Annotated in this window: 13 protein-coding genes; 4 read left to right on the top strand and 9 right to left on the bottom strand. The window is 45.4% G+C overall.

The window, feature by feature from the left end; translation table 11 throughout:
- Positions 1-80: 80 nt before the first annotated feature.
- A complete protein-coding gene (locus L2W36_RS25150; protein ID WP_236111878.1) occupies positions 81-4529 on the top strand; it encodes a beta strand repeat-containing protein in 4449 nt (1482 codons plus the stop codon).
- A gap of 107 nt (positions 4530-4636) precedes the next feature.
- Here L2W36_RS25150 and L2W36_RS25145 read toward each other — a convergent pair whose 3' ends face one another.
- The 4 genes from L2W36_RS25145 to L2W36_RS25130 all read right to left on the bottom strand — a co-directional run bounded on the left by L2W36_RS25145 (position 4637) and on the right by L2W36_RS25130 (position 8668).
- A complete protein-coding gene (locus tag L2W36_RS25145) occupies positions 4637-4894 on the bottom strand; it encodes a membrane protein (RefSeq protein ID WP_006070667.1) in 258 nt (85 codons plus the stop codon).
- Positions 4895-6202: an HlyD family type I secretion periplasmic adaptor subunit gene (locus L2W36_RS25140; protein ID WP_006070666.1), complete on the bottom strand. Its 1308-nt coding sequence runs from the start codon at positions 6200-6202 to the stop codon at positions 4895-4897. It abuts the gene before it with no gap.
- 8 nt (positions 6203-6210) lie between these two features.
- Positions 6211-7911, bottom strand: coding sequence for a type I secretion system permease/ATPase (locus tag L2W36_RS25135; protein ID WP_236111877.1), 1701 nt, complete (start codon positions 7909-7911; stop codon positions 6211-6213).
- A 124-nt stretch (positions 7912-8035) separates the two neighbouring features.
- Entirely contained in the window at positions 8036-8668 is a 633-nt protein-coding gene (locus L2W36_RS25130; RefSeq protein WP_236111876.1) for a hypothetical protein, read from the bottom strand.
- A 228-nt stretch (positions 8669-8896) separates the two neighbouring features.
- Between L2W36_RS25130 and L2W36_RS25125 the strand changes: the two genes are divergently transcribed.
- Positions 8897-10318, top strand: coding sequence for a DUF3131 domain-containing protein (locus L2W36_RS25125; RefSeq protein ID WP_236111875.1), 1422 nt, complete (start codon positions 8897-8899; stop codon positions 10316-10318).
- Positions 10319-10343: 25 nt separating this feature from the next.
- Here the strand turns inward: L2W36_RS25125 and L2W36_RS25120 are convergent, their stop codons facing one another.
- From L2W36_RS25120 to L2W36_RS25100, 5 genes are all read right to left on the bottom strand, one after another.
- On the bottom strand, positions 10344-11513 hold the full coding sequence (locus L2W36_RS25120) for a phosphoglycerate dehydrogenase (RefSeq protein WP_006070662.1): 1170 nt from the start codon (positions 11511-11513) through the stop codon (positions 10344-10346).
- 122 nt (positions 11514-11635) lie between these two features.
- Positions 11636-12751, bottom strand: a complete 1116-nt coding sequence (locus L2W36_RS25115) for a phosphoserine transaminase (protein WP_236111874.1) — start codon at positions 12749-12751, stop codon at positions 11636-11638.
- 227 nt (positions 12752-12978) lie between these two features.
- Complete coding sequence (locus L2W36_RS25110) at positions 12979-14211, bottom strand: DUF819 family protein (protein WP_038228439.1); 1233 nt, start codon at positions 14209-14211, stop codon at positions 12979-12981.
- 537 nt (positions 14212-14748) lie between these two features.
- Entirely contained in the window at positions 14749-16260 is a 1512-nt protein-coding gene (locus tag L2W36_RS25105) for a CoA-acylating methylmalonate-semialdehyde dehydrogenase (RefSeq protein ID WP_236111873.1), read from the bottom strand.
- Positions 16261-16333: 73 nt separating this feature from the next.
- On the bottom strand, positions 16334-18241 hold the full coding sequence (locus tag L2W36_RS25100) for a bifunctional 5-dehydro-2-deoxygluconokinase/5-dehydro-2-deoxyphosphogluconate aldolase (protein ID WP_236111872.1): 1908 nt from the start codon (positions 18239-18241) through the stop codon (positions 16334-16336).
- A gap of 527 nt (positions 18242-18768) precedes the next feature.
- On the opposite strand from L2W36_RS25100, the gene L2W36_RS25095 reads away from it, so the two are divergent.
- Together L2W36_RS25095 and L2W36_RS25090 are read left to right on the top strand one after the other, a co-directional pair.
- Positions 18769-19776: a sugar ABC transporter substrate-binding protein gene (locus L2W36_RS25095; RefSeq protein WP_006070657.1), complete on the top strand. Its 1008-nt coding sequence runs from the start codon at positions 18769-18771 to the stop codon at positions 19774-19776.
- 63 nt (positions 19777-19839) lie between these two features.
- Positions 19840-21333 (top strand): sugar ABC transporter ATP-binding protein, encoded by a 1494-nt coding sequence (locus L2W36_RS25090; protein ID WP_236111871.1) that lies wholly within the window; start codon positions 19840-19842, stop codon positions 21331-21333.
- The last annotated feature ends 73 nt before the right edge of the window (positions 21334-21406 follow it).

Raw genomic sequence — 21406 nt, 5'->3', positions numbered from 1 at the left:
CGACGGTTTTGTGGAAAACAGTTCAAAACCTCCTAATTCATATGTTAACGCATCAACGAAATTGGCTAGAGAGATATCCCATGGACGGAACAAAAAACGACGACCTGATTACAGGTACTGACCAAGCCGACAATCTAAATGCTAAGTCCGGTAATGATGAAATTCATGCTAAACAAGGTAATGATTTCGTGGCGGGTGGCGAAGGTTCTGATCATATTCAAGCCGGTGAAGGTGCGGACACGGTGCTAGGTGATGTGGAATACGATTCCTCGTCAAACAGTGAAACTTCAGATAGTAGCAGTGGCGATGATAGTTGGGGAACCACGACAACCGTCTATAGCTATTCTGGTTCAGAGTCGAATTCATCAGAAGAAACCATTGTACATGGTGTACGTCTAGGCAATTACATCATAGAGCAAACGGGCAACCTCACTGCAAACTTCAATGTAAGTGGCACCTACGAGACGGTCATAGTCACAATCAAAGATGACCAAGGTGTCGTCATCCACTCTCAAGAAGCCATTGTTGACGAAAACGGTGATGTCGTCATCGATTTTGAGTTTACTGAATCTCAAGTGTCTGCTGATACACCTGTCTTTTTTTCGTTAGAAAGCGTTGATGGTACTCCCATTGATGACGATCTTGAGAGCGTCAATATCGCCGTTCACAACATCTTTAACGACCAAATTTATGGTGGCGCCGGAGACGACATTCTCAAGGGGCAACAAGGTAACGACACCATTTATGGTGGAACGGGTGACGATTTCTTAGATGGTGATATCAATGACGACCGTTTGTTCGGCGAAGAAGGCAATGACGTTTTAGTTGGTGGTAACGGAAACGACTATTTATCCGGCGGCACCGGAAATGACACCCTACTTGGCAGCGACGGAAACGATACGTTACATGGAGATGAAGGTGACGATACGCTGTTAGGTGAACTTGGTGACGACACTATTCACGGCGGCGACGGTGCAGATATTATCATTGGGGACGACGGCACCGACACCCTATACGGTGATGCAGGTGATGACAAAATCTTTGGTGGCAAAGGTGATGATATCCTAGAGGGTGGCGAAGGCGCGGACGAGTTACAAGGCGAAGAAGGTAACGATAATATTCTTGGTGGTTCAGGTGCAGATTTTGTTATCGGTGGTGCTGGTAATGACACTATTTCCGGAGGCGACGACAATGATCTCTTGCTCGGCGGCGATGGCGATGACGTAATGCAAGGTGACGCTGGAAATGACGTTCTTGTTGGCGAATTTGGTAACGATACGCTCTCCGGCGGTGACGGCAATGACGTGCTTATCGGTGATTCAGGTAATGATGTGCTTGTCGGAGGTCTTGGTAACGATGAGCTCTATGGTGGCGAAGGCAGTGACACAATAGACGCAGGCGATGGTGACGACATAGTGCATTCGAATGAAGGAGCCGATGTTATCGCTACAGGCGCAGGCAACGATCAAGTATATGCAGGTGAAGGCAATGACGTCATCAACACAGGCTCAGGCGATGACATTGTATTTGGACAAAGCGGTAGTAATGTCATTGATACAGGAACGGGGGCCGACACTATTTACACCGAATCTGGTGACGATGTCATTTCTTCGGGTGCCGATAACGATACCATTTTTGCCGGCTCCGGACTCAATCAAATAGATTCAGGAAATGGCGACGATACTATCTATGCGGATGATGGCGCAGATAACGTCATTTCTGGGCTTGGAGACGATGTCATCTATGCTGGCGACGGTAACAATACCGTTAAGGCTGGGATTGGTGACGACAAAGTTTACGCGGGGTCAGGGGACGACGATATTGATGCGGGTGACGGACACGATGAAGTTTTTGCGGGCGGCGGCAATGACACCATCAATGCAGGACTAGGAAACGACTCTATTTTTGCAGGCGGTGGCGACGATGTTGTTTTGGGGCAACAAGGGGCCAACAAACTTTTTGGTGAGGCAGGCAATGACACCTTAACTGCGGGCAACAATGCCAGTGAACTCTTTGGTGGTTCTGGCAATGATGTACTAACAGGTTCTGACGAAAACGATCTACTCGCTGGTGGTTCAGACGACGACCAACTATTTTCTGGCAAAGGTGATGACACCATATTTGCCGGCTCAGGTGCCGATAACGTGGTCACGGGTGAAGGTAATGATACCGTGTTTGGCGAAGCGGGTAGCAACACCATCAGTACTGGTACAGGAGATGATGCAGTTTACGGAGGTACTGGGGCTGATACCGTTGATGCAGGCGAAGGTAATGACGCTATTTATGCCGACCGAGGCAATGATGTTGTGCACGCAGGCTTAGGTGATGACCACATTGATGGTGGTGACGGTGATGACAAGCTCTACGGTCAAGACGGAAACGACGCTATTTTTGGTGGCGACGGTAACGATGAGTTAGTGGGTGGTGACGGCTATGATTTCCTCGCTGGTGGCGCAGGCGATGATGTCATGACCGATGATGGACAAGACACATTATTAGGTGAAGCTGGTAACGATACCCTCACAGCGGCAGCGACTGGCTCACACAATATCTACGGTGGCACGGGTGATGATACGCTGATTGGTAGTGATGCCGCGGACACACTTTACGGAGGAGCCGACAACGACACCATTACTGGCGGCGGCGGCAACGATACCCTATTCGCGGGAGACGGTGCGGACACTGTCACTGCTGGTACTGGGGATGACACGGTTTATGGCGAAGCGGGTAACAATACTGTCGACCTTGGTGAAGGCAACGATACGTTATTCGGCGGTTCTGGAAGTGACCATGCTGTTGGCGGGCTTGGTAACGATACTCTCTCCGGTGGAGGTGGAGGTGGCGCAGATGTTCTATCAGGAGACGCTGGTGAAGATACGCTGGATGGCGGGGATGGTAATGATGAACTATCCGGCGGGGAAGCAACAGACGTACTTCTTGGTGGCGCAGGCGATGACACCTTAAGTGGTGATGCTGGAAACGACTTTATTTACGCAGGAAGCGGCGACGATACCCTGCTTGGGGGCGATGGTACCGACCAACTATTTGGTGAGTCAGGAAATAACCTGATTGATGGTGGTAGCGGTGACGACATTCTAATGGGCGGCACGGGAAACGACACCATTTTAGGCGGTGACGGTGATGATTTCATCAAAACGGGCGCCGGTAACGATACGGTTTCTGGTGGTGTTGGTAATGACAATATCAGCGCTGAGTCTGGTAGTAATGTGCTATCCGGTAACGCAGGTGACGACACTATCACTTCAGCGGATGGTAATGATACTTTGGATGGGGGCGAAGGTAATGACGCGCTTACTTCCGGAGGGGGACATGACACGGTTCGCGGTGGATTAGGCAACGATACTATCGCCGCTTCGGCAGGTAATAATACCCTTTACGGTGATGAAGGAAATGACACGATTAGTTCCGGTGCAGGTGACGATACCTTGTATGGGGGAAGCGACAACGACTCGCTCATTGCAGGTGCAGGTCATGACAAACTGTATGGAGGCGACGGCAACGACACGCTCAATGCCGGCTCTGGCCATGACGTCTTAGAAGGTAACGAAGGGGATGACAAACTCTACGGCTACGGCGACAACGACCAACTCGACGGCGGTTCCGGTAATGATCAGTTGTTTGGTGGTGATGGCGATGACCAACTAATTGGTGGTATTGGTAACGACAAGCTCAAGGGTGATAGTGGTGTCGACCTACTCTACGGTGGCGAAGGCAATGACCGTTTAGAAGGCGGGTCAGGAAACGATACCCTATTTGGGCAAGATGGTAATGATACTCTCTATGGTCAATCCGGTGACGACCAAATGTTTGGTGAGTTGGGCGATGACAAACTCTTCGGCGGTAGCGGTAACGACAATCTCTCCGGTAAGGAGGGGAACGATACGCTCGATGGCGGAGGTGGTAGTGACTATGTAGATGGCGGTGTGGGTAACGACACCTTACGCGGCGGTAGCGGTGATGATCTTGTCTTTGGTCAAGAGGGCAATGACTCTCTAGATGGAGGGTCGGGTCTTGATCAACTGTTTGCAGGAAGCGGTGACGATACTTTGACATTTGATAGTGAAGAAATGACCTCTGGTGATGCGAACACCGTATATTTTAGCGGGGGCGAAGGGTTTGATGTCCTTGTCGTGGGCAGCGATGGTGACAACCAAACTATAGATATGTCTAAAACTGCATTCCAAGAAATAGAAGGGGTAAGAGTCAACTCTTCCGATACTGACATATCCATTGCATTAGACAAAATAGTAGTTAACGACACCGCTGGAGAGGCGAGTGGACAATTCGTGTGTACTGGCGCCAACTCCATCGACCTCACAGGTTGGGGTTGGGAGCTAAAAGGTACGACAACAGACATGGATCAAGGTTTGAAAGATGCCTACGAAGCACAAAATCTTGATACATCTAACCTATACGGCTACAAGCTTGAAAGCTCAGACGGTAAAGAGGTCACGATTTGGAGCGACCTAGACCAAGACAATATCAACGTCCCAACAGATATTGCTTAACCTTTTTCCTTGTGAGTTCCTGACTGTTTGCCCTTCGAAAGAAGGGCTTTTTTTATGCCACTATTTAAGAGTAAAGCTGGAGTAAATTTAGAGATAAGATATTGGTTTTAAGAATGGAGATAACCGTATACTTTTTCGTTGCAGTGCTGGCAGTGGTATGAGTGATGGTGGGTTTTCTGACCACAATGCGGACAAGGAATCATACGTTGATCTTTACTAAGTAGCATAACAACTAACCCTATGGGTCCTAAGACATAACCAAGTAAAATCCCAGCAATTAGTCGACCTTTGAGTGCTCCTACTACCCCACTCGCAATAAAAAACGCGCCATAAAAGCTTAGCCAAAAAAGCATGTCTGAATCCATCTATACTTCCCTCATCGCCCGATAATAGCTAACCGTTAGCGGTGCTGTTAGGTAATCCCAAAGTGTTCGCTGTTCCAAAACAATAAATACTTCAGTTTGCATGCCAGGGTATAGCTCGATGTTTTCTAACTGATGCAGCGCTTCGGCGTTTAACCTCACTTGTACTTTGTAGCCAACGACATTGTCATCAGCATCATCACCCAAACGGTCTGCTGCGACATAAGTCACCTCACCATCCACAGGCGGTGTCTTTCGAATGTTATAAGCGCTTAATCTGACTTTGGCTTCAAGACCGACTCGCACCACATCAATATCTTGTGGAGGTACCAAAGCTTCAATAATCAACTCATCACTGTCAGGGACGATTTGCATTAAGATATCACCAGGATTCACCACTGCACCTACTCCAGCAATATTAACACCAACAACCGTTCCTTGATGTTCACTGCGTATTGTTACCCGTTCGCGCACATCCGACGCCGCTTTCAAGGCTTCTTTGACGTCGCGCGCTTCTTTTTGAGTCGAGGCTAGCTCAGCAGCATAGCTTTGCTGTTGTTCTAGGCGCTGCGCTTTATGGGTTTGCTCTAAAGCGTTTAGCTGCCTGAGTCCAACCTCAATATCGGCATTCACCTCTGCAAGCTCTGCGTCAATTCTTGCCAATGCTCTTTGTAGTTCCAACATTCGAGTCTTTGAGACATAACCTTTATCCACCAGCCCCTTGGTCATATCAATTTCTTGTTTAACTAAGGAGAGTTGTCGTTCCACTGCTCGCTTTTGAAACTGCCCTCCTCGTACTTGCTCATCTAATAAGGCTTTACGCTGTAAGTACTGCCCTTGTGAGAGCTCTGATTTCAAAAGAGCCTGTTGAAACTGGACTTGCTCGTTACTCACGATATTGCTCAATATCTGCGTACGTTCAATGGTGTTAGTGGCTAGTTCAGTCCTATCTCCCATACTCCAATCAACAACACTGCGCTCTTCGAGCAGTGCTTTTAATCGGCGTTTTTGAAACTCTAACGACATAAGCTTGAGATCTAAGCGCTGAAAATCTGCTTCTGCCCTCGAGTTCGATAACTCTACTAGAACTTCACCGACTTCCACATGCTGACCCTCACGCACAAAAATCTGTTTTACGTATCCACCTTCCAGATGTTGTACAGGTTTACGTTTGCTCTCTACTACCACGACACCTTTTGCGATAGATGCGGAGCTAAGCTCTACACTCGTACTCCACCAGACAAAACCAAACACCGTTAGTAAGGTAAGTACTATCCCTGATTTAATGACTTTCGATGTATCAAAAACCATAAGTCCTCCTACCCTGCTGTTCGCGCTGTTGATGCTGCTGGTTCTGGAGTAGTATCCACACTCGAAGATAAACCGAGGAACTGCTCACTCTTACCAGCTTTCTCGACCTTCCCATCTTTTAAGAGCACAACCCAATCCATTTGACGCAGAAAACCAGGGCGATGACTGATCATCACAACGGTGATTTCGTTCTCTTTACAATGTTGGAGCACAATAGCGAGCGCGACTTCACCTTCCGGGTCAAGGTTTGAGTTGGGTTCATCAAGTACTAGCACTTTAGGGTTGGAGAAAATCGCTCTAGCAAGACCAATTCTTTGCATCTGACCACCAGACAGCTGCAAACCACCTTCACCGCAGTAGGTTTGATACCCTTCAGGAAGCGAGATAATCAGTTCATGTATGCACGCTAATTTTGCCGCTCTAACTACATCCTCATCATCAGCGTCACTGAAACGACAAATGTTGTCTCTCACCGTCCCAGCCAGCAAACCAACATGTTGTGGTAAATAACCAATGTGCTCCCCGAATTGTATATCCGACCATTGGCCTATAGCCGCCCCATCCACTTCTATCATTCCAACACTTGGCTGATAGATCCCCATAATGAGTTTCGCTAAGGTAGACTTTCCGGAGCCTGAATTACCCAGTATGGCAAGTGCTTGACCGGCCCCAAGTTTAAAACTAATGTTCTGCAATATTGGCTCCTGCACATTAGGTAACTTCAGCCCTACATTCTTGAAATGCACTTGCCCTTTAGGATCCGGTAGTTTAATTTTCTGCGTTGCATCTTCGGTGCTTTGTAACACGCTTAAACGTCGCCAAGACTTATACGCAACGTACCAAGATTTCCAACTACCCACCGCCTGTTCAAATGGGGACAACACGCGCCCCATGATAATGGAGCTCGCAATGATCGCTCCTGTACCAAGCTGTTGATTGAGAACTAAATACACGCCTAACGACAGAACTACCACTTGCAGTAAGGTTCTAAAGTATCGACTAAGTGCCAGTAGCTTTCCCGCTTTCGAATTAACTAACCACTGATAGGCAAGCATCTTTTCACTTTTATGTTCCCATACACGGCCAATATTCTCTGACATTCCCATCGCTTTAAGCATTGGGGCATTGCGCAAATAGTCGTTTAGCTCCATGTTGGTGCGATTCGAAAACTGAACAGACTCTTCATTAGTGGTTCTTGACTGAACCAACATGATCATTGCTAACAAGACAAAAGTAACAGTCCCAAATAGAGCAACTAAGCCAATGTATGGGTGAAGCATATAGAGAATAATGAGGAAGAACGGTGACCAAGGAATATCGAAAATTGCAGACGTCGATGGCGTCACCAGAAAATTACGGATCTCCGATAGATCCTGCAAACCTTGCTTTTCAATTCTGTTGGCTTGGGAGGATTGAGATATGCTTCGAGACAACAATAAGCCGCTTAAAGAAGCATCCAGTTTAAGTCCCGATTTTTGAAGAAGCTCTGTTCGAATATGCTCTAGTAGGAACTGCGCGGTAATAAGAAACAGCACAATCCCCATCAGCGCAAACATGGTTTCCATGCTATAACTCGACAAGACTCGATCGAATAACTGCAAACCATAAATAGGTAAAGACAGAACTAAGAAATTAATCGCAAGACTGAACCAAGCGGCTACCCACAATTCCTTGCGAGCCTGAGAAAACGCTGTTCTGATACGTTCCATGTGTTCTCTATACTGTTGTAATTGCTTCGTACTGGGCAGTATAGGAACTACGTTGGGTATTTCGAGATTATTTGATGATCAAACTCTCTTTAGAAACAAATCCTTAGTATAACGCTCACATCGTTTAGGCAAGTTGTAAAAGACGGCTGATTTCTTGCCCAGTCACAAACTGTCTTTGGCTTTCTTTTAACACCCAATTAATTGGATTTCTCACCCATGGCTGTGGGTCATTTTGCGGAAAGCGGTCTACCGTTCTTAATCCAACCACGTTCAAACCTACTTCCTGACACGTCTCTATACATCGTTTGGCGTGCCATGCTTGCGCAACCACTATCACGTTACGGCCCACGGATTTATCTAACGCTTTTCTTGCTACGTCAGTCGTGGTTTGGTAGTTGTCATCAGCAATTACATGTGCATTGGGCAAAGCCGTAATGTGCTCTGCTACTTCTTGTTGTATATGCGCGTCAAGAAATCCGTTTTCACGAACCAAATCAGTGGCTACATTGGCAAGTCGTTTGTTGACATCTTCGCTATCACCGAAAGAAAATGCCACTACGCTATGTGCATTGAGTGGTGAACCAAAGTTTTCGCTAACGAGCGTTGTAGTTTCTAAATACTGAGCAAGCCTTTGTTTCTGAACGGTATCTAGCTGATAGTCGAGTTGTTCAGATTTAAGAAAATTAGCCAAGATACTGGCTGACTGGCGAACGAGAGAAGCGTTAGATTGAGTGAGTAAGTCGATGAATTTTCGCATAGGAGCACCTTAATTTCAGCTCGCCTATCCGTTGACTTTTGAAGAGTCCTTTGACGCAGAACATAGTAACAGAATTATCGAAAAAGAACAGAAAAACGTTCAATTATTATACAAATTACTTCTAATTTAAAACCTCCTGATAAGTATCGTAAAAACTAGATTAGAAAAACATTATTCATGTCTTATCATTTAGTTAAGTATGGAATCTAGAGTAAGGGAGCAATATAAGTGCAAAAGTTGATGGCAAAGCTAGCTCTCTACGTTGCTTTCATTCCCGTGCTCACTTTTGCGTCCGATGAAATAGAAGCACCCAGTTTTTATGGCGGAAGAGGCGTCTCTCAGGGTGATACCTCTGAGGCACCTTCCACTATCGAATACCAAAGAAGGGCGCTCGCTCCCCCAATTATTGTCGAAACGATAATTGATGTCCCTTCAAATGTTGAGCTTAACAAACCATCATTGTCCCCAACTAATTCAAGTCAAACTGTTGAACTAGATTTGTCTCGTTTAACGCGCAACGATTGGCTACTTGCAAAAAAATCCATGTACTACTTTGATTTAAATTATCATCCTGAAACTGGGTTCTGGGATTCCGTACAAGGCTATCATCACGCGACCATGTGGGACATTGCGAGTGGAATTTCAGCAACGCTAGCAAGTTATGAACTTCAACTCATTTCCAGAGAAGAAGTAAGAGATAAACTTAGTCTTACTTTAGATACTCTCGCTACTCTAGCTTTGTATAAAAATACCCTCCCGAATAGGGAATACAGCACCAAACATGGAAAACCATCAGGCAGTTACAGCGACACCCAAAGTAATGGCAATGGTTGGTCGGCGCTTGATATAGGTCGATTACTTATTTGGCTACGCATCACCGAACAAATGCTGCCCGAACTGGCTAGTAAAGTCGCCATCATAAAAAAAAACTGGAAACTGGCATCAGCAGTTCACAAAGGTACCCTTTATGGCACCAAACTATATAAAAACAAAGAACACTACCGACAAGAAGGACGCTTAGGCTATCTGCAATACGCCGCACAAGGGTTTGAGTTATTCGGTTATAACTTAGCGCAGAGCTTTACCAAACAGCACGTAGAAAAAGTGTCGGTCGATGGTATGTCTGTATATGTGGATAATCGAAACGTCCCCTATTTCACTACTGATCCCTATGTACTAACTGCCATAGAAATAGGGGCAAAGAACGTATGGTGGAATCAACTTGATCAACTTTACCAACTGCATAAAAAACGTTCCAAACAGTTAGGACAACCTCAAGTATTTGCTGAAGACGCGATGAGTAAAAGTCCTTGGTTTGCCTATAACAATATTTACTATTATGGCAAACCTTGGCTGAGCGTGAGCCCCGGGGGTAAACCGATCGAGAACCCACAGACGTTCAGTTCAAAGATAGGATTCGGACTAAGTGTTTTATATGCCGACGATTTCTCACAACAACTCTACAACACGGTTGTTAAAACCAGTCTAAGCTCTCGAAGTATCCCAACTGGTCGTTATAAAAATGGCGGCACTAACACCGCCTATAACATCAATACCAACTCTCTTGTGCTTACAGCACTATGGTATAAAGCGCTTGGTAATCATGCTCTCTACCCTTATGCATTAGAGCAGTCAAATTCCGCCAAATAGCCTGCAAGTTCGCCAATGTTGTCACCTAGAGTGTTCTTACGTTAAACACATGCTCTACATTGCTGATAGCTGAAAGGAGTTCATCGTTAGGCTCTTGCTCAATATCGAGAATGGTATACGCGACCTCCTCTCGGCTTTTATTCAGCATATCGAGCACGTTAATATTCAAATCAGCCAACAGAGACAATACGCTACCCAAGACCCTAGGGACATTATCGTTAGCAAACGTAATTCGGTAGCCCTCTGCCCTTTCTAAACGAATCGTAGGAAAGTTAACTGAATTAGTAATGTTGCCATTTTCCAAGAAATCAATGAGCTGCTCCGCCCCCATGATGGCGCAATTTTCCTCTGCTTCGGACGTCGAAGCGCCAATATGAGGCATGAGGATCACGCCATCACGCCCAATAAGAGAGGGCGTTGGAAAGTCAGTCACATACTGATCAATTTGGTGATTCTCGAGCGCGGTTATTACTGCGTCTGTATCGACAATTTCTTTACGAGCAAAATTCAGCAACACCATGCCTGGTTTAGCTGAAGACAATAAATCGTGGTTAATCAATCCTATAGTTGAAGGCAGTGCAGGAACGTGAACGGTCACGAAATCACATTTTGCAATCACCGACACTAAATTCTCCGCTCGCTTAATACGACTTGATAACCGCCAAGCCGCTTCAACACTCAGCGCTGAATCGTAACCAATCACGTTCATACCAAGATCAATAGCGGTGTTAGCGACAGAGGCACCAATTGCGCCTAAACCAATTACACCAAGTGTTTTGCCTTTGATTTCAGAGCCAGAAAAACGCTTCTTTTCCTTCTCTAATAGCTTATCCATCGCCATAGCATCAGTCATATCCGAAAGGGTGTGGGAGTAACGAATCCCACCCACGACATCTCTTGCCGATAACAAAAGCCCGGTTAATACCAACTCTTTCACTGCATTGGCATTAGCACCCGGCGTATTAAACACGACGATTCCATTTTCTGTGCAAGATTTGATCGGGATATTGTTTACCCCTGCTCCGCATCGTGCAATGGCTTTAACGCTTGAAGCAATGGACTCATCATGGAGTTTATGACTACGAAGCAAAATTGCATCAGGCTCACCAAACTCACTACATACTTCATATTTGTCGCGTGAAAACTTATCCAATCCTTGATTCGAAATAGCGTTGTAGGTCTTTATTTTCTTCATTGTCGCTTCACCTTAAGTTGAAATTCCATTTCTACTCATCAGCGTACTGTTATTGTCCCAAAGCTGGCTTTTTTCTGTTGTGCCAGAGACAACAAAGCACCTGACCAGCAGGTGCTTTGTAATTATTGTGTGACTTCAGCATAAGCCCAATCTAGCCATGGCAGTAACGCTTCCAAGTCGCTAGATTCAACGGTAGCCCCTGCCCAAATTCTGAGTCCCACTGGCGCGTCCCGATAAGCGCCGATATCAAACGCGACACCTTCATCATCCAACAATTTAATCATCGCTTTAACTTGCTGCTCCGATGCATCAAGCGTGAGGCATACACTGGTGTTAGAACGTTGTGTTGGTTCTTTAGCTAAGAAGTGTATCCACTCTCGTGATTCCACGAAGTTTGTTAGTACAGCAAGGTTGGATTCTGATTTCTCAATCGCCGCACCTACACCGCCAATATCTGCCACCCAATCTAGAGCATCAATATAGTCCACTACGCATAACATAGAGGGCGTATTGATCGTCGCACCCTTGAAAATGCCTTCTATGAGCTTTCCACCCTTTGTCATGCGGAAAATCTTCGGCAGTGGCCAAGGGGGTGTATAAGTCTCTAATCGCTCGACCGCTTTAGGGCTCAAAACAATGACCCCATGAGCCCCTTCTCCACCTAACACCTTCTGCCAGCTGAAAGTGACCACATCCAGTTTTTCCCAAGGCATAGGCATCGCAAACACAGCGGAGGTTGCATCACAAATAGTCACCCCCTCTCTATCATCACTAATCCAATCACCATTCGGGACTTTCACTCCAGAGGTCGTGCCATTCCATGTAAAGATGGTATCGTGTTGTGGATTTGCCTGCGTTAGATCTGGTAGCGACCCATAATCGGCTAAATAGCTATTTACTTGCTCAAGTTTCAATTGCTTGGTGATGTCCGCTAACCAACCTGAGCCAAACGACTCCCAGTGGAAAACATCGATTGGACGATGACCTAACATCGACCACATCACCATCTCCATCGCTCCAGTATCGGACGCAGGAACGATGCCAACACGATAGTCTTCTGGGATACCCAGTATTGCTTTGGTTTTTTCTATCGACTCAGCCAGAACCGCTTTGCCTAAAGACGAACGGTGACTACGGCCTAATGTGGAAGCATCCAGTTGAGTGAGATCATACCCCGGACGCTTGCTACATGGTCCAGAAGAGAAGTTAGGGTTTTGCGGTTTGAGTTGAGGTTTCATAAGCCTCCCTGCTTGTGAATATTGAATAACTATTCATCACATTGTCGTAAAACAGACGCTAAGGCAAGAGGGTTATGCTGATCGGCAATAAATATGTGTATTTACTGTGTGAAATGAGCCGTTTTCTCTGCAAAAACAACAAAAGAGTACTTTGGATTTTTGAGACAACCCCAAATTAAAAAGGCAGTGCTTTTACGCACTGCCTTAAACTAGATACTGTTTGTTGCTTATCCCACAACACCAACAGCAGCTTGCATGATGATGCCGCAGATGTAAGCTCCGTACGTCCCTAGCGCATAACCAAGTACTGCCATCAAAATACCTACTGGTGCTAGTGATGGGTGGAAAGCCGCGGCGACAACAGGCGCTGATGCTGCACCACCAACGTTGGCTTGGCTACCTACAGCCATGAAGAATAGCGGTGCACGAATCAGCTTAGCCACAAATATCATCAACAATGCGTGAATCGTCAGCCATGTGATACCGATAAAGAAGTAGCCCGGATTATCTAGAATCGCAGTCACGTCCATTTGCATACCGATAGTCGCCACTAGGATATAGATAAATGCTGAACCGATTTTAGAGGCTCCAGCATGTTCTAGTGTGCGCGCGGGTTTGAACATAGAAGCAATCAATGCAAATGTCGTAACAAGAACGATGAGCCAGAAGAATCCTGACGTCAGACTGTATTTCTCTAACCCTGGCGCATTGGTTGCGATCCAAGGAGCAATCAAATCAGAGCCAAAATGTGCAAGACCCGTTAAGCCAAAGGCGATCGCCACGACTTTCATCATATCTGTCGTTGTGATTGGACGAGAGTTTTCCTCTTCGTACTTCGCAACGGTTTCTTTTAGTTCATCGATAGAAGAGGTGTCAGCTTTAAGCCATGCATCCATTTTCTTTTGACGACCAGCCATGATAAGCAAGATAGCCATCCAAATGTTGGCACAAATAACATCAACCGTAATCATCGCAGAAAATAGTTGGTCGCCTACACCGAACACTTCTTTCATCGCAGCTTGGTTAGCACCGCCACCAATCCACGAACCTGCAACTGTTGTTAGGCCACGCCATACATCACCAGAAACGAGGTCTGGATTGATAAAATCTAAAATTACGATTGCGGCTGGTCCACCAATGATGATACCCAATGTACCCGTTAAGAACATAATAACCGCTTTCGAACCTAAGCCGAAAATCTTCTTCAAGTCTGCAGAAACGATCAACAGAACCAAAGCGCCCGGCAGTAAGTATCGGCTAGCAACAAAATATAGCTTAGAGTCAGAACCGTCGATAATGCCCGTTGTATTAAGTAAAGACGGGAGGAAATAGCACAGCAACAGACCTGGGACAAAAGAGTAGAATTTTCTCCAGAAAGGATTTTTGCTGCTCTCGGTGATAAATACTCCACCAAGAATGGCAGCAAGTAAGCCCATTATGACTGCGTCATTCGTGATCATTATTATTAGTCTCCTTAACTTGCATCCATTGAAACATTTGGACACATTTGGTCAGTGGCCAGAGACTATACATACATCTCTTTATTGTCACAAATTTTAACAATTTTTACCCAATCGAAATGAATAAATAGAAATTCATCTTTGCCAAAAATCGTTTAGCCTACGCGTTTTGAGTCTGTCGATTGCGTATAGCCATTCACTAGAATTAAGTAAAAACGCTATATTATCAGCAAGTTGTAATACGAACTTTATGTTGTTCAGTAATCATTTTGGCAACAATTCCTTCACCACTAATCATCAACTCCGCAATACAACTAGACGCATAAAAATTGTTAAATCGTACAAATATCAAACAAACATCTATTGATTGTTATTTGATACAAATCACATTTGAGAACATAAAAGTGTTGAATTTTAACGGTGATTTTCACGAAACTTGACACCATGTATCACATTTTCAGCACTATTTGCCGCAACTGAACCAAAAAAAGAGGAGCAAAGCTCCTCTTTCGTTTACTCGTTAACATTGAGTATAGGTCATTCCATCGTCGGCATTGAGAATGAGCTTGCATGCTGTTCTAATCGAACACTAGCAGGCCAACGACTAGTCACGGTTTTCATCTTAGTATAGAAACGTACGCCATCATTTCCATGAACGTTTAAAGGTCCAAAGATAGAACGCTTCCACCCTCCAAAACTATGAAATGCCATTGGAACAGGAATTGGCACGTTCACACCCACCATGCCAGCTTGAACATCCTCACTAAACTGACGTGCGGTTTCCCCATCACGAGTGAAAATAGCGGTCCCGTTACCATATTCATGTTGATTGATTAATGATAAAGCCGTTTCGTAGTCACTGACACGAACCACGGCTAACACCGGTCCAAAAATCTCTTCCTTATACACTGTCATTTCTGGCGTGACGTTATCAATCAGAGTTGGGCCAACAAAGTACCCTGTTTCATTTCCCGTAACGGTAAAGTCGCGGCCATCAACAACAATTTCAGCACCTTGTTCTTCGCCGCTAGTGATATAGTCGCAAATGGTTTGTTTGTGAAGCGCAGATATCACCGGGCCCATATCGTTTTCAGTACCCTCCACAATACCTGGGCCTACTTTCATTTGTGAAATTTGCTGTGTGAGCTTCTCAATCAAACGGTTTGCGGTCTCATCGCCGACTGCCACTGCGACGGACAGTGCCATACAACGCTCACCTGCTGCACCATATGCCGCCCCCATAATGGCGTTGGTCGCCATATCCATATCGGCATCTGGCATCAAGATGCAGTGGTTCTTCGCCCCGCCAAGGGCTTGGCAGCGTTTCCCATGAGCAGAGGCTGTGGCATAAATGTATTCAGCGATTGGTGTGGAACCAACAAAACTAACCGCCTCTACTTTAGGTGACGTAAGCAAGGCGTCTACAACTTCTTTATCACCATTAACTACATTAAAGACACCATCAGGTAATCCCGCTTGTTTTAACAATTCAGCAAGAATCAAAGCCGTTGACGGATCTTTCTCAGACGGTTTCAACACAAAAGTATTACCCGTCGCTATGGCAACTGGAAACATCCACATTGGAACCATGGCTGGGAAATTAAACGGAGTAATACCAACACAAACACCGAGAGGTTGCATTAAAGAGTGACTGTCAACGCCAGTACCGACATTAGCTGAGTGCTCACCTTTCTGTAAGTGAGGGATACCACAGGCAAACTCCACCACTTCTAACCCACGAGTCACCTCCCCTATCGCATCGGAGTATACCTTGCCATGCTCATTTGAAATGGTGCGTGCTATCCGATCCATATTTGCTTCAAGTAACGCCTTGAATTGAAACATCACTCGCGCACGTTTGAGCGGTGACGTCTTAGACCAAGCTTTAAAGGCTGTACTCGCCACTTCAACCGCTTGCTCAGCTTCATGAGCGTAACTCAATACCACTTGTTTTGTTTGTTCTCCGGTTGCAGGGTTATAGACCGCACCAAAGCGCTCACTTTCACTGTTAACAATCGCCCCTGCGACATAGTTTTGAATGGTTTCCATAGTATCTCCACAATTCTAATAAATACTCAGGCATCGAATATCACTACGATGTACTCGGCCTGAGTGCATGTAGTTACATTCGATTTTTCCACGCTGAAACAAGCGTTAGATAGTTCGCCTTTATATTCGCTTTGAATGTGTCGTCATCTAATTGGTTAGCAAGCCACGCTTTCGAAGGCTCACCAAAGATAGTCCGCCCTACAGCAAACCCTTTAACAAGCTTACTGGCTTGAGCGTGTTTAAACCCTTCAGCCAGCGCCTCTTTCGAGGCATCTAATCCAAGTAAGACAACGCCATAGCAATGGCTGTCATTGCTTGACACTAGATCTTCAACCGCTCTCCAGCCTTCAGGTAATAGAGGAGGCAACTTCCACCAATCCGGTTTGATTCCTATCTGATAGAGTCGCTGTATCGTTTCGATATAATAGTTATCACCTTGAGGCATCGAGCTTGGCAGAATGACTTCAATCAGTAATTCATGCCCTGATTGGCAGCATGCAAGATAAACATCACTTAGTAGGCGCTCTTGTTGCTTTTTGAGTTCAAGAGCATCGTCAGGATGATAGAAGACTAAGCACTTCACAATGTGTTCTTTAGGCCAAGACACAAGTTGCGAACCAATATTGCCATGTTCAAGCTCCAAAGGACGAGAGCCTGGCAGCTCGATTGGTCTTCCAATCCACCAACCTTTACCTGTTGCTTCATTGAGTGCAGCTTGTCCATAAGTACTATCACATAACAAACCGGCTCCGCCTTGTAACCCCTGCTCACGCACTGTTTCTGAATACGCTTCTAGTATCAGCTTCTTGAGCTTGGGCAACTGACTCAATGACGCACCGACATCTTGAGCCATTTGCTCCAATTGAATTCGATGGTCAAAGGCAAGTATGCAAAGGTCGTCCCACTCTTTATCTCGAGTAGTCACACGATGTAAGTGATTCAATCTTGTATCTAAGTCTGGCCTTGGGACTTGCTCTGCACGTGATAAGTAATCGTCCAACTCCTCTTTCGAAGGCATCGCCGGAGCGCAACCGTGACGAGAGACAACTAGTGCTCCACAAGCATTCGCATAATCACACGCTTGTTGCCAGCTTTCATCATTGAGGTAGCCTCGCAATAGTCCAGACATAAAGGCATCGCCAGCGCCGAGCACATTAAGCACATCAACTCGTACACCCGTTGCGTTAATTGCACCATCAAGGTGGTCTGGAATTTGCGAATCGTAGACCGAGCAACCTAAAGCACCTCGTTTGCAAACCAATGTCGCATCAGTGACTTTGCGCACCCCATTAAGTGCTTGTAACGTCTCGGTTGAACCACCTGCAATATGGAACTCCTCTTCTGTCCCGACGATCAAATCGAACAGGCCGAGTACCTCTTGTAATTGTTCAGTGACAGCTCCTGATTCAATAAAGCGAGTCTCACCATCACCCAGTGAAGTTAGTCCCCAAAGCACCGGACGATAATCGATATCCAACGCCGTTCTTACGCCGTGCTTTCTTGCATAGCGAAGTGCAGTAAGCACGGCATCTCGGGTCTTAGGATTCGACAAATGCGTGCCCGTGATAGCGAGGCAGCGTGCTGACGCAATATAGTCTTCGTCTATATCGTCAGACGTAATGGCCATATCGGCACAGTTGTCACGGTAGAAGATCAGCGGGAAAGTATCTTCATCTTTGATACCCAATATGACTAAGGCAGTTAGACGTTCTTTATCAGTAATTAAGAAACTGGTGTCTACACCAAGTCTTTCAAGCTCTTCACGAAGAAATCGTCCCATATGTTCATCGCCCACACGAGCCAGCATTGACGACTTTAACCCTTGTCTCGCTGTGCCATACGCGACATTACCAGATGAGCCACCTAGGTATTTCGAAAAGCTGCTCATGTCTTCTAGCCGTGAACCAATTTGCTGACCATAAAAATCGACGGCCACCCTGCCCATGCAAATCACATCAAACTTCTTATACTTCTGCCTCATTACCTCATCTCCTCCAAGATTAATGAAATGTTTATTTCATTTTATTATAAATTGGAATTATCGATAAAAACCGTGATCGGCCGCCAGTTTTTATGTCCAATCTAATCAACAAACCTAAAAAACGATCGAAATCGAAAATTATTTTTCATTTAACCGAGATCGTTTATCAAATCACACCACCATGCCCCGATCCATTTATAACTTTTAAAAAACACACGTTACAGATTATTTATTCCGTTTTAAAACATACACTTAAATAGAAAAACGCCAATAGGCAAGAAAATCAAGTGAGATCGAGATAACACTTTTAACAATTACGACACATTAACAGTGGTGATATTTTGAACATCACCTTATAGTTAAAAACCAACGGATAGTAGAAAATATTTTTCAATCAAGTTTGCTACCACCGTTAGTAAAAAGTCAGAGTGAATACTGAATAAATGCTCTACAGATTTCATCTAATAACGAAATGAAATATTCATATTTGTCGATAGATAAGTGTGATGGATACCAAGGAGGCATTTATGCCAACTAAGAAACAAGGGATTACTATGTTGCTGGACAGAATGTTAATACTCGCATCAAACACCAAAGCACTGCTTAAAGGAACGCTATTAGTTCTTGGACTTATTGTTCTTACCGCTTGTGGTCAGGAAGAGAAAAAAGACGATGTAACACGCATTGGAGTAGCGATACCAAACTTCGATGACACCTTCATGGTTTATATGAAAGATGCCATGGATAAATACGCTAAGCAGTTTGATGGCAAAGTCGAACTCACATTTGTGGACGCCAAAGAAGACGCAGCCAAGCAATTAGGCCAAGTAGAGAACTTCATCGTTCAGCAAATGGACGCCATTATTTTGGTTCCAGTTAACACCGATGCCACGCAACCTCTTACAGACCGAATCATCAAGGCAGGGATTCAACTTGTTTATCTGAACCGTCGACCTGACTATCTGCCCGATAGTGTGTTCTACGTTGGTTCTGAAGAGCTGAAATTTGGCGAAACACAAGCTCAATACATCACAGATTCAGTGGACGGCGGTAATGTTGCCATTCTTATGGGCATGCTGACTCATGAAGCCGCAATCATGCGCACTAAAGGTGTCGAAGACTACTTGTCTAAAAATCCAAACTTCCACGTTGTCAGAAAACAAACCGGTCTATGGCAGCGCTCACAAGGCATGACGGTTATGGAAAACTGGCTCAATTCAGGAGACAAGCTTGATGTCATCGTTGCAAACAATGACGACATGGCTCTAGGAGCAATTCAAGCATTGCGCGCAGCAGGCAAGCTTGATGACACCTTAGTCGTTGGCGTTGACGCAACACCTGATGGTTTGGTCGCGGTAAAAGATGGAGCCCTAAGCGCTACTGTATTCCAAGATGGCGCGGGCCAAGCACGAGGTGCTATCGATGCTGCGGTAGATGCTGTTAAAGGCAAAAAACATCAACAGGTCACTTGGATCCCCGCTGAGCTTGTGACTCAAAGTAATTTAGCAGCATTCGAAGCGAAGCAAAAAGGTTAACCACCCACGCTCCGTGTTCTCCCCCTCTTTAGAATACGGAGCTTTTTTCGGAGTAGTAATAGTATGAGCCAAGTCTTACTAGAAATGCGTGGAATCACCAAAACCTTTCCTGGTGTAAAAGCGCTCGATAATGTGCAGCTCACTTTGAAACAAGGCCGAGTTATGGCGTTGATGGGTGAAAATGGTGCGGGTAAATCAACCCTAATGAAAGTGATGTTTGGTATTTACCAAAGAGACAGCGGTACCATTCGCTACAAGGGAGAAAATGTTGAGTTTCAAGGCGCCAAAGAAGCGTTAGAAGCGGGTATTTCAATGATACACCAAGAGCTATCTCCTATCCTGCATCGAAGCATCGCAGAAAATATCTGGCTGGGTAGAGAACCTCTAAAAGGGCCACTGCGCCTTGTAGACCACGCCAAGATGTACAGTGACACCACAGAGTTATTAAGTAAATTGGACTTAAAACTCGACCCCAAAACTCCAATGAGTGAACTGACCGTCGCAACTATGCAAATGGTGGAGATTGCGAAAGCTATCTCCTATCAATCAGAGATCATCATTATGGATGAACCAACTTCCGCACTCACGGATAAAGAAGTTGACCATCTGTTCGAAATCATCGAAATGCTGAAGTCTCGTGGTTGTGCGATTGTTTACATCAGTCACAAGATGGATGAGATATTCAGGATCTGTGACGATATTACTGTCTTTCGTGACGGCTGTTTTGTTGGCGAGCGCGAAGCGAAGCTTACCAACAATGACGAATTGGTACAGATGATGGTAGGTCGAGATTTGGGAGAAGTATTCCCTCACCCAACCGCCAAACCGGGTAAAACTCGCTTGGAGGTTGAAAACCTCACCGTTGAAGGCGCATTCAGCGATATCAACTTCAAATTACACGAAGGAGAAATTCTTGGAATCGCGGGTCTAGTAGGCGCAGGTAGAACCGAGTTAATTGAAACGCTTTTCGGCGTTAGGCAAAAAGATGCAGGCACCATTCGAATCAATGGTGATTACGTCGAAATTAACACACCACAAGATGCTATCCGACACAAAATGGCATTCCTAACCGAAGATCGACGACATTCAGGGCTTTATCTGATGCTCGATATTTTCGCCAATACCTCCATTGCTCATTTGGACGCCTACCGAAATAAAGTCGTCAATGTGCTCGATGTGAGAAAGATGAAGCAAGACAGCCAAACCCACTGTGAAAAGCTAAAAGTAAAAACGCCGGGAATGTACGAAATGATCGACAACCTGAGCGGCGGTAATCAACAAAAAGTCTTGTTGGCCCGCTGGATGCTGACCAAACCTGACATCTTATTCCTAGACGAACCCACCAGAGGAATCGACGTTGGAGCGAAGTCAGAAATCTACAAGCTAATGCGTCTGCTAACTGGCATGGGTAAAAGCTTGGTCATGATCTCATCAGAACTTCCAGAAGTCATGGGAATGAGCGACCGCATCTTAGTTATGCATGAAGGCAAACTCAAAGGTCTTATCGACGGCCCTGATGCAACGCAACAGAAAATCATGTCGATGGCACTCAATTAAACATTGAGACAACCCCAATATTTAAAACACCGCGAGTCTTTCAAATTAGGACTTGAGGCCAGAGTAGTAACTC

Source organism: Vibrio sp. McD22-P3, from assembly GCF_021568915.1.
Lineage (GTDB): Bacteria > Pseudomonadota > Gammaproteobacteria > Enterobacterales > Vibrionaceae > Vibrio > Vibrio mediterranei.
Note: the sequence above shows the minus strand (reverse complement) of the source record. Positions and strands in the feature narration are given on the sequence as shown.

Bases quoted from the DNA above. Each gene is read 5' to 3' on its own strand.
- L2W36_RS25100 (WP_236111872.1), bottom strand. From the start codon at position 18,241: ATGAGGCAGAAGTATAAGAAGTTTGATGTGATTTGCATGGGCAGGGTG.
- L2W36_RS25090 (WP_236111871.1), top strand. From the start codon at position 19,840: ATGAGCCAAGTCTTACTAGAAATGCGTGGAATCACCAAAACCTTTCCT.
- L2W36_RS25135 (WP_236111877.1), bottom strand. From the start codon at position 7,911: ATGGAACGTATCAGAACAGCGTTTTCTCAGGCTCGCAAGGAATTGTGG.
- L2W36_RS25105 (WP_236111873.1), bottom strand. From the start codon at position 16,260: ATGGAAACCATTCAAAACTATGTCGCAGGGGCGATTGTTAACAGTGAA.
- L2W36_RS25150 (WP_236111878.1), top strand. From the start codon at position 81: ATGGACGGAACAAAAAACGACGACCTGATTACAGGTACTGACCAAGCC.
- L2W36_RS25145 (WP_006070667.1), bottom strand. From the start codon at position 4,894: ATGGATTCAGACATGCTTTTTTGGCTAAGCTTTTATGGCGCGTTTTTT.
- L2W36_RS25110 (WP_038228439.1), bottom strand. From the start codon at position 14,211: ATGATCACGAATGACGCAGTCATAATGGGCTTACTTGCTGCCATTCTT.
- L2W36_RS25130 (WP_236111876.1), bottom strand. From the start codon at position 8,668: ATGCGAAAATTCATCGACTTACTCACTCAATCTAACGCTTCTCTCGTT.
- L2W36_RS25115 (WP_236111874.1), bottom strand. From the start codon at position 12,751: ATGAAACCTCAACTCAAACCGCAAAACCCTAACTTCTCTTCTGGACCA.
- L2W36_RS25095 (WP_006070657.1), top strand. From the start codon at position 18,769: ATGCCAACTAAGAAACAAGGGATTACTATGTTGCTGGACAGAATGTTA.
- L2W36_RS25120 (WP_006070662.1), bottom strand. From the start codon at position 11,513: ATGAAGAAAATAAAGACCTACAACGCTATTTCGAATCAAGGATTGGAT.
- L2W36_RS25140 (WP_006070666.1), bottom strand. From the start codon at position 6,202: ATGGTTTTTGATACATCGAAAGTCATTAAATCAGGGATAGTACTTACC.